Here is a 9,233-nt window from a genome sequence, read left to right as displayed (position 1 = left end):
TTCTTCTGGCGGCGGCACAGCACCTGGATGGTGCGGCTGATCTCGGAATCACGGCCGATCAGCGGATCGATGCGGCCGTCGCGCGCCTTCTTGTTGAGGTTGACGCAGTAGGTGTTGAGCGCGTCCTGGCCGGGCTTCTTCTCCTCGCCGGCCTCGCTCGCCTGCTCATCGTCCACGCCGCGCACTCCTCTGGGCTCCGACATGCCCGCCCGCTTGGCGATGCCGTGACTGATGTACTGAACTGCATCGAAGCGCGTCATCTCCTGCTCCTGCAGGAAGAACGCAGCATGACTCTCGCGCTCGGCGAAGATGGCGACGAGCACGTTGGCGCCGGTCACCTCCTCGCGGCCGGAGGACTGGACATGAACGACCGCGCGATGGATCACGCGCTGGAAGCCGGTGGTGGGCTGCGCCTCGGCCGTGCCCTTGTGCACGAGGTTGCCAAGCTCGGTGTCAAGGTACTCGCCGACGCGCGCGCGGAGCTGGTCGAGATCCACGTTACAGGCACGCATCACGGCCGCGGCGTCGCGGTCGTCGATCAAGGCCGCGAGCAGATGCTCGAGCGTCGCGAACTCGTGGCTGCGCTCGTTGGCGAACTCGAGTGCGCGGTGCAGTGAGGATTCAAGGCTCTTCGAGAAGGATGGCACGTTCGACCTACTCTTTCTCCATGGTGCATTGTAAAGGATGGCCATGCTGGCGCGAGAAGTCCATAACCTGCGTCACCTTCGTCTCCGCGACCTCATAGGTATAGACCCCGCAGACGCCTACTCCCTTGTGATGGACATGCAGCATAATGCGCGTCGCCTCCTCGCGCCCCTTACTGAAATACTTCTCCAGCACGAGAACGACGAACTCCATCGGCGTGTAGTCATCATTGAGAAGCAGCACTTTGTAGAGCGACGGCTTCTTTGTATTGGGGCGCGTCTTGGTGACGAGGCCGGTTTTGCCTTCCTCGCCGCCGCGGTCGTTTCCAGCCCCATTCTTACCCGCCATTCTCAGTCCCAGTGTCATCTTGCCCGTCGTCAGTCATACTCAACGCCGCCCCCCGGGGAGGGCCTCCGCGTTGCCCCCGGCGTATGTTCGCGCAGCTAGCTTGCGCCAGCAATGCCCCTTTGCGGCTCCCCCTTTGGCGGGCTCAAGGTCACCAGACCATTCGGGCGAAATGAAAGTGGGGTCTCGCGCGTGATAAAAAAGGCCCGGGCAGCGCGCCGGGCCTTGTCACGTCGTCTCTCTGGCGCCGCTATCCTCGCCCTGGAGGCGTGGTGCCCAGCGCTCATCCGCCCGGACTACCTTGCGCTCTGGAATGCCTTCTCGACCGGCTTGTAGGCGTCCTTGGCAAGGTTGGTGTACATGCCGCCGATCTTCGTCAACTGCTGCATGTAATCCTCATAGGCGCGCTTGGCGAAGCTGGACTGGATCTCGAACGCCTGCTCGAGCGACTTGGCTGCCGCGAGCTTCTCGAAGGTTGCCGTGCCATCCTCGAAGGCGCGCTTCGAATAATCGGTCATCTCGGCCGCGATGGCCTGCCATCCCTTGTTCCAATCGCCGAACAACTTCAACGCGGTATCGACATTGGTCTGGCCGAACTTCTGAAAGTCCTGGAAATTGTTGATCATGGTGCCTGCCTGCTGCTGTCGGGTGGGGAGACCGTCGTGTCGGCATGCTCGTGCCTTGGTCTTAATTTAGCCGCACCGCACCATAGGTTCAAGTCTCATACTGCGTCGCAGCAAATGCGCCGCCAGCATGACCGAGACATTAACAAAATCGCAGCACCGGTCCGGTAGCGTGCGCCCGATGCTGTTCTGGCCGGCACGCCGGCCGGGACAAGACCGTTCCGGCCCCAAAGTGGCCTCGAAGCATAGGCATTCAGGCTCGGTTCGGATATGGTTGACGTTCCGGCGCACGGGCGGGCCGGGCACGTTCTTCGGCAACGCGCACCACGAAAGAGGGGCTCTTTGGCGATTTCCGTGACGCGATCGATGCTTCTCTTGCTCGCCGCGGGCGCCGTCATGCTGGCGCCCGGCTTCCGTGCGCATGCCGAGCAAGCCAAGCCCGCGAAGCAGGCCAAGCAAGCGCAGCAGGCGCCGCAGCCCAAGCAGGCCGCCATCGTCATCGACGCCAACACCGGCAAGGTATTGCACGCGCAATCCGCCGACGAGGCCCGGTTTCCGGCGTCGCTCACCAAGATGATGACGCTCTACATGCTGTTCGGCGAGATCGAGCAGGGGCGTCTCTCGTATCAGAGCAAGATCGTGTTCAGCGAGCGGGCGACCGCGGTGGCACCATCGAAGCTCGGGCTCGAGGTCGGCGAGGAGATCACCGTCCTCGAGGCCATCAAGGCGCTGGTCGTGAAGTCCGCCAACGACGTCGCCGTTGCGGTGGCGGAGCAGATCGGCGGCACCGAGCACCAGTTCGCCCGCCTCATGACCGAGCGCGCACGCCAGATCGGCATGACCTCGACGACATTCCGCAACGCCTCCGGTCTGCCGAACCCCGCACAGCGCTCGACGGCGCGGGACATGACGACGCTCGCGCTCAGGCTGCAGGACGACTATCCGCATCACTACTTCCTGTTCTCGACCACATCGTTCACCTTCCGCGGCAAGACCTACCGCACGCACAACACGCTGATGTCCGGCTTCCCCGGCATGGACGGAATCAAGACCGGCTATACGCGCGCCTCGGGCTTCAACCTGGTGTCGTCGGTACGGGCGGACGGCAAGCACATCGTCGGCGCGGTGTTCGGCGGAAAGACCGCCGCCACGCGCAACGCACACATGCGCTCGCTGCTTTACACGGCACTGCAGAAGGCCTCGACCAGCAAGACGCGCGGGCCGCAGCTCATCGCGCAGGCGCGCCCCGCCAAGCCGCCGACAGATGCGGGCTGGAGCGCGAAAACGAAGGCGTCTCAGCCCGCGAAGCCGGCACCCACCAAACCGCCTGCCAAGGTGGTTCAAGCCCCGCCGCCGGCCCCGGCCGTGCGGCCGGCGCGTGATGTGATCGCGGACGTGCTCGCCGAGGGCGACGTGTCCTCCGCCGGTCCCGGCGAGGGGACCGAGCAGGTCGCCGCCTCGACCGTGACCCCACCGCCGCGCCTCGACCTCGAGGCCCTGCGTGCGGCGATGTCGGAAGCCCAAGACGATCAGGGTCAGGCGCCGGCCCAGATGCTTCAGGGCGGGACCAGCGGCCCGCAGGACATTGCCGGCCTGATCCGCAATTCGATCGTGGAGGGTGCACCCGATGCGCCCGCCGGTGCCATGCCCGTGTCCGATGCTCCCGCGGCGCGGCCGCCGTCCACGCTCGAGTCGCAGGCGAGCGCGCTCGCTTTCGCGCAGGCTGGCGCACTTGGCGGAGGCGGCACTTCTGCCAGACCCTCTCGGCCGAGCGTGCCGCCGTCGCACCTCAAGGGGCCGATGCCGTCCCAGTTCCCGGCGGCTCCGGTCGGCGCGGGATACGAGATCCAGATCGGGGCCTACAGCACGGCTCAGGAGGCGCAGACAAAGCTCGAGCTGGTGCGTGCGCGGGCCGTCGGGCTGCTCGAGGGGCACAGCGGCGTGACGCTGCCCGTGCAGCGCGACGACCGCCAGATCTTCCGCGCGCGGTTCGTCAACTTCAACGAAAGCGCCGCCTCGAACACCTGCCTCGAGCTGCGCCGCCTCGCCATCGACTGCTTCGTCATGAAAGCGGACTAACACCGTCCAAGCGCCGGGGGGCTCATGGATCAGAACTGGCTTTCGGCCGCCGGCGTCGCCATCGATCTCGCCGGCTTCCTCGTCCTGCTGCGCGAGTGGTGGCTGGCGTTCTTCCACGAGACGACGACGGCTGCCCTGGCGCAGCGGCGCGCCTGGGAGCGCTCCGTCCGGCATCACCATCACACGCATGCCTCCGACCAATTGCGCGGCCATCTCGAAACCGCCGCCCGAATCCAGGACGAGATGGCGCAGCGGAACGATCACAACCTGCACATGGCGACGCTTCAGTCGCGCAAGCGCATGTTCGTGCTGGCCACCGTGCTGATCTTGGTCGGGGGGCTGATGCAGCTTGCCGGGACGATCCCGGTGAAGCTGTTCTGAGACACTGGGTCGTCGCGCAAGGACCCTCACGCGCGGAGAGGGAGATCCTAGGTCCGGTCGAGGAGGACGTCCTTGGCCTCGTTGACCTGGGCGGCGAGGTAGGTCGAGCCGCCGCGGTCGGGATGCAGCTTCAGCATCAGGTCGCGATGGGCGCGGCGGATCTCGTCCTCGCTGGCGCCGGGCTGCAGTCCCAGGATCTCGTAGGCTTCGTCGGGCGTCATGCGGCCGTCGCCGTCCCGCATCTCGCGCTCGCCGCGCGACACGTCCTCGCGCCATGAGGGATGGATGCGGTCGAGATACGCCTCGAGAAGCTGCGCCGACTGCGGATCGATGAAGCGGCAGTCGTGCCAGAGCAGCGCCACCTCGGCGGGCTTCAGCGTATCGAGGTCGCGGCCGGCGAACATGCCCTTCAGGACCCGCCCCGACATGGCGCCGCTGTCGTGATCGAGCTCCATGGCGAGGTGCTCGGTCGTGACGCTCGACATCTGGCCGGCGGATTTGGTCTGAGACCCACCCCAGGGTGCGCCGCCTCCCCAGCCCAGGAGCCAGGTGCCGAGCGCGCCAAGGGCGGCCGCCGCTCCGGTGGCGCCGCGCACGAGGAATACGGCCGCCGCGGCAAGCGCCAGCGCGCCGCCCGCGAGCCGCATCTGGCGGGCCATGGCGGCGGGATTGGCGCGCGTGAACCCCGAGATCAGGAACAGCGCCAGGACGAGTGCCGCAAGGCCAAGGAGAAAGAACTGCATCAGCGCGTCACTCTCGGCAAAAACCTTCCTCACTGCCATACTACGGCTTGGACTGCGCGAATCCCGCGCGCCCGGTATCGTAGGCTCGGCCTCTATTTTGCGCGACCGATGATTCACGCCTCGGGCGGACAAGGCCCTCGGCGATCATGGTCGCATCTGGCCAAGCAGGCGCCGGGCGCCGCCGCCTTCCGGTTTCGGCAGGAGTGCTTCGAGGGCCTTGCGGCCGCCCGCCGCGTAGACGGCGACGGCGGTCAGGAGCTCGCGCAGCTCGGCCGCAGAGCCGGGGCCGAAGCGGCAATGCGCTCCTTTCGTCAGACGGGCGATCTCCTTGAAGGCGCGCGTGGCGTTGGCGTCGTCGCCCTCCTGGAACAGGAACGCGGGCACGCCGAGCAGCGCCAGCTCGCCGGCGCGGCCGGCCAGCTCGTCGATCGGCTCCTCCACCGCGTCGCCGACGTAGACCAGCGCGCTGATCTTCGCCTTCTCGGACTCGCGGCGGGCATGCGCTAGCACCTTGCGGATCTGCGTAAAGCCGCCGTGGCAGGCGACCTGGCGCATGAGGGCTGCCAGCGCGTCCGCGTTGGTGACCCATTTGGAGGCGCGTGCCTCGCCGTTGCCGCGGAAGTACATGAGCTGCACCTCGAGCGAGCCGATCTCCTTCACGGCGCGGAACATCTCCGATTGCAGCGCGAGCGCCATGTCCCAGGTCGGCGCTCGGCTCATGGTGGCGTCCATGGCGAACAGGAGGCGGCCGCGCTGTCCGCCCGTAACGGGGGCCAGCGCCTTCACCTTGGCGACGAAGTCGGCCACCTCGGCGCTGGTCGACGACGCGGGCGCGGGCGGGTGGTCGGTCTTACGCTCGGCAGCCGGTGCTTTGGGCTGCTTGATGTCGGGCGGCTTGGTCTCGCGTGCCATCGGGGCTCCACGTTGGCGATCGTCCGACCCTAACATGGCGAGCGGCGGGCGGCGGGGCAATGTCTGCGGAGGGCGCAGCCCTGAGCGGCAGGTTGGGGGCGATGCGCTCAGTCGGCGCCGGGGATGCCGTCCGTAAGAAGGCCGACGTTGCCGCCGGTCGCGGTGATGTCGGTCGTGCGCACGCGCTCGGTCGCAAAGCGCACCAGATAGTTCGGGCCACCGGCCTTGGGGCCGGTGCCGGACAGGCCCTCGCCGCCAAAGGGCTGCACGCCCGGCACGGCGCCGATCTGGTTGCGGTTGACGTAGAGGTTGCCGACGCGGGCGTGCTCGGCCACGTAATCCGCCGTGTAGGCCATGCGGCTGTGGACACCGAGCGTCAGGCCGTAGCCCGAGGCGTTGACGGCCTCGACCACCTTCGGCAGATGGCCGCCGGCGAAGCGCACCACGTGCAGGATGGGGCCGAACACCTCGCGCTCGAGGAGATCCATGCGCTCGATCTCGTAGCAAGCCGGCGTGACGTAAGTGCCGACGCGGCAGTCGGTGGGGAGGCGTACGTCGATCAGCTCGCGCGCGTCGCGCTGCATGCGGACCTTATGGGCTTCCAGCGCGTCCTGCGCGGCCTCGTCGATCACCGGACCGACGTCGGTCGCGTAGTCGAACGGGTCGCCGACATCGAGCGCCTCGATGGCCCCGGTCAACATGCGGATCGTGCGGGTGGCGATCTCCTCCTGCACGAACAGCACGCGCAGAGCCGAGCAGCGCTGCCCGGCGCTGTCGAAGGCGGAGCGCACCGCATCGCGCACCACCTGCTCGGGCAGCGCGCTTGAGTCCGCGATCATGGCGTTGAGGCCGCCGGTCTCGGCGATCAGCGGCACCATGTCCGCCTTGCGGTCGGCGAGCGCCTTCTGGATGGCCCAGGCCGCCTCGTTGCCGCCGGTGAAGGCGACGCCCTTGACCTTCGGCGATTTCACGAGCGCGGCACCGACGGCGCCGGAGCCCGGCAAAAGGTGCAGCACGTCGGTCGGCACGCCGGCCTGGTGCAGGAGGCGGACCGCCAGCATGGCCATGACCGGCGTTTGCTCGGCGGGCTTGGCGAGCACGGGATTGCCGGCCGCGAGCGCGGCCGCAATCTGGCCGACGAAGATCGCAAGCGGAAAGTTCCACGGCGCGATGCAGGCGAACGGCCCGCGGCCGCGCAGGTCGAGCGTGTTGGTCTCGCCGGTCGGTCCCTTGAGCGCGACGGGGGCGCTCATCAGGCGGCGGGCCTCGACGGCGTAGTAGCGCAGCAGGTCGGCGGTCTCGCGCACCTCGGCCAACGCGGCGGGCAGCGTCTTGCCGGCCTCGCGCACCAGCACGGCCATCAGGCGTGCGCGGTCCTGCTCCACCATGTCGGCCGCGAGATCGAGGATCCTGGCGCGCGCCGGGCCGCCGAGCTTGTCCCAGCCGTGGGCCGCGCGCTCGGCGCTGAGGATGGCGGCATCGACCTCGCGCGGCGTCGCGATGCGGACCGAGCCCAGCCGCTCGTGGCGGTCGTGCGGGCAGGTGAGCAGCGCCGCCTGCGGACCGCCGATGGTCTCGAGGCCATCGACGATGGGGCCGGCGTCGAACGGCTGTGCGAGCGCACGCTCCATCTGGGCCATGAGCTCGCCGCGTGCCGTGCGGTCGGTGAGCGCCACGCCCAAGGAGTTCTTACGCTCGGGCCAGAAGATGTCGCGCGGGCGCGGCAGCGGCTTGACGCTCGCGGGACCGCTGCGCTCGCGCTCGGCGGCCTCGACCGGATCGCGGATGATCTGGCTCACCGGCGCCTCGGCATCGGCCAGCCGGTTCACAAACGAGGTGTTGGCGCCGTTCTCCAGGAGGCGGCGCACTAGATAGGACAGAAGATCCTCGTGCTCGCCGACGGGCGCGTAGATGCGGCACGGATGGCGCAGCTTGCCGGGCGCCGAGACCTCCTCGTAGAGCGCCTCGCCCATGCCGTGCAGGCGCTGGAACTCGAACGCTGTCTGGCCCGCCGCGACGATGGCGGCGGCCACCGTGTGTGCGTTGTGGGTCGCGATCTGCGGGTAGAACGCGCGGGCATCCGAGAACACGAGGCGCATCGCGGCGAGGTAGGAGACGTCGGTATGCAGCTTGCGCGTCAGCACGGGGTAGTCGGCGAGGCCGCGCTCCTGCGCCCATTTCACCTCGCTGTCCCAATAGGCGCCCTTGACGAGGCGCAGCGGAATGCGCTTGCCGCCTTGCTCGGCGAGGCGGCGCAGCCAGCGGATGGTCGGGATGGCGCGCTTGCCATAGGCCTGCACGGCAAGGCCGAGGCCGGTCCAGCGCTCGAGCGCAGGGTCGCTGTAGGCGCGGGCGAAGAGGTCGAGCAACAGCTCGTGGCGATCCTGCTCCTCGGCGTCGAGGGTGACGGCGAGGCCGCGCGATTCGGCAGCCCGCAAGAGCTCCATGAGGCGCGGATAAAGCTCGGCGGCAAGACGCTGCTCCTTGCCGGGCTCATAGCGCGGATGGAGCGCGGAGAGCTTCACCGACAGGCTGGGCCTGGCCAGCAGCGCGTCCGGGTGGGACAGCGGGTTAGGCCCCGCCGCGTGACCCACCGCGTCGATGGCGCCCATGTAGCGCTCGTAGTAGCGCAGGGCGTCCTTCTCGGTCTTCGCCGCCTCGCCCAGCATGTCGTAGGAGAAGCGGAAGCCGCGCGCCTCGTAGGGCGCCGAGCGCTGAATGGCCTCGCGGATCGAGCGGCCGAGCACGAACTGGTCGCCGAGCAGCTTGACGGCTTGGCGCACGGCCTGGCGGATGAAGGGCTCGCCCGAGCGGGCGGCGAGGCGCTTGAGGGCGTCCCATGGGTTGGCGCCGCGCGTCTCGCCGAGCTTGACGAGGCGGCCGGTCAGCATCAGCCCCCAGGTGGAGGCGTTGACGAGCAGGCTGTCGGAATGGCCGCGGTGGCGCTCCCACTGGCCGCCCGCGATCTTCTCGGCAATGAAGCGGTCGGCGGTATCGGCGTCGGGGATGCGCAGAAGCGCCTCGGCGAGGCACATCAGGATGACGCCCTCCTCGCTCGATAGGCCGTACTCGCGCATGAAGGCGTCGACGCCGCCGTGGCGCGCGGCATCGGCGCGGGCGGCCTCCACCAGCTTGCGCGCCATCTCCGCCGTGCGGCGGCGCTCCTCGTCGGTGAAGACGGCGCGCTCGATCAGGCCGCCAACGAGGCGGTTCTCGTCCGAAAGGTGATGGGCGGCGATCTCGTCGCGCGGCGGCAGCGCGCCCTCGCCGGCGGCGTTACCGGCGAAATCGGATTTTCTCAGCGCGACCATGGACTCCCCTCTTCTCGACGAGAGCACACCTGATTCTCCAGGCGTTTGCACATTACCAGATGGCGCTTGGCTGTGGGTTGTACAACGGCCGCGCACAAGGGTGGCGGTCCGGCCGCACATCCGCTTGCTCTTGACGACGACGCTGGCGCGGCCTCACTTGCCGCTCAATTCCCGCGCTCTATCGCCGGGCACGA

General features: G+C 68.5%; 8 protein-coding genes. 2 read left to right on the top strand and 6 right to left on the bottom strand.

The features are described 5' to 3' along the window. From IT540_RS18085 to IT540_RS18075, 3 genes are all read right to left on the bottom strand, one after another. Window positions 1-647, bottom strand: a 647-nt coding sequence (locus IT540_RS18085) for a Clp protease N-terminal domain-containing protein (RefSeq protein ID WP_291181043.1), incomplete at its 3' end; no start/stop codon positions are given. 7 nt (window positions 648-654) lie between these two features. Beyond that, entirely contained in the window at window positions 655-993 is a 339-nt protein-coding gene (clpS, locus tag IT540_RS18080) for an ATP-dependent Clp protease adapter ClpS (RefSeq protein ID WP_291181041.1), read from the bottom strand. A 293-nt stretch (window positions 994-1,286) separates the two neighbouring features. Continuing rightward, window positions 1,287-1,616 carry a phasin family protein gene (locus tag IT540_RS18075; RefSeq protein ID WP_291181039.1) on the bottom strand — a complete coding sequence of 110 codons (330 nt, stop codon included), beginning with the start codon at window positions 1,614-1,616 and terminating at the stop codon, window positions 1,287-1,289. 351 nt (window positions 1,617-1,967) lie between these two features. On the opposite strand from IT540_RS18075, the gene IT540_RS18070 reads away from it, so the two are divergent. Together IT540_RS18070 and IT540_RS18065 are read left to right on the top strand one after the other, a co-directional pair. Then, complete coding sequence (locus IT540_RS18070) at window positions 1,968-3,692, top strand: serine hydrolase (RefSeq protein WP_291181038.1); 1,725 nt, start codon at window positions 1,968-1,970, stop codon at window positions 3,690-3,692. Window positions 3,693-3,716: 24 nt separating this feature from the next. After that, window positions 3,717-4,073 carry a hypothetical protein gene (locus IT540_RS18065; RefSeq protein WP_291181036.1) on the top strand — a complete coding sequence of 119 codons (357 nt, stop codon included), beginning with the start codon at window positions 3,717-3,719 and terminating at the stop codon, window positions 4,071-4,073. A 47-nt stretch (window positions 4,074-4,120) separates the two neighbouring features. Here the strand turns inward: IT540_RS18065 and IT540_RS18060 are convergent, their stop codons facing one another. The 3 genes from IT540_RS18060 to putA form a co-directional block, all read right to left on the bottom strand. Next, complete coding sequence (locus tag IT540_RS18060) at window positions 4,121-4,816, bottom strand: DnaJ domain-containing protein (RefSeq protein ID WP_291181034.1); 696 nt, start codon at window positions 4,814-4,816, stop codon at window positions 4,121-4,123. Between the two features lie 144 nt (window positions 4,817-4,960). Beyond that, on the bottom strand, window positions 4,961-5,728 hold the full coding sequence (locus IT540_RS18055; RefSeq protein WP_291181032.1) for a VWA domain-containing protein: 768 nt from the start codon (window positions 5,726-5,728) through the stop codon (window positions 4,961-4,963). 107 nt (window positions 5,729-5,835) lie between these two features. Continuing rightward, window positions 5,836-9,039 carry a bifunctional proline dehydrogenase/L-glutamate gamma-semialdehyde dehydrogenase PutA gene (gene putA, locus IT540_RS18050; RefSeq protein ID WP_291181030.1) on the bottom strand — a complete coding sequence of 1,068 codons (3,204 nt, stop codon included), beginning with the start codon at window positions 9,037-9,039 and terminating at the stop codon, window positions 5,836-5,838. Between the last annotated feature and the right edge of the window lie 194 nt (window positions 9,040-9,233).

The organism is Hyphomicrobium sp., assembly GCF_020852195.1.
Classification (GTDB): domain Bacteria; phylum Pseudomonadota; class Alphaproteobacteria; order Rhizobiales; family Hyphomicrobiaceae; genus Hyphomicrobium_C.
Note: the sequence above shows the minus strand (reverse complement) of the source record. Positions and strands in the feature narration are given on the sequence as shown.

Bases quoted from the DNA above. Each gene is read 5' to 3' on its own strand.
- clpS (WP_291181041.1), bottom strand. From the start codon at position 993: ATGGCGGGTAAGAATGGGGCTGGAAACGACCGCGGCGGCGAGGAAGGC.
- IT540_RS18075 (WP_291181039.1), bottom strand. From the start codon at position 1,616: ATGATCAACAATTTCCAGGACTTTCAGAAGTTCGGCCAGACCAATGTC.
- IT540_RS18065 (WP_291181036.1), top strand. From the start codon at position 3,717: ATGGATCAGAACTGGCTTTCGGCCGCCGGCGTCGCCATCGATCTCGCC.
- IT540_RS18060 (WP_291181034.1), bottom strand. From the start codon at position 4,816: ATGCAGTTCTTTCTCCTTGGCCTTGCGGCACTCGTCCTGGCGCTGTTC.
- IT540_RS18055 (WP_291181032.1), bottom strand. From the start codon at position 5,728: ATGGCACGCGAGACCAAGCCGCCCGACATCAAGCAGCCCAAAGCACCG.
- putA (WP_291181030.1), bottom strand. From the start codon at position 9,039: ATGGTCGCGCTGAGAAAATCCGATTTCGCCGGTAACGCCGCCGGCGAG.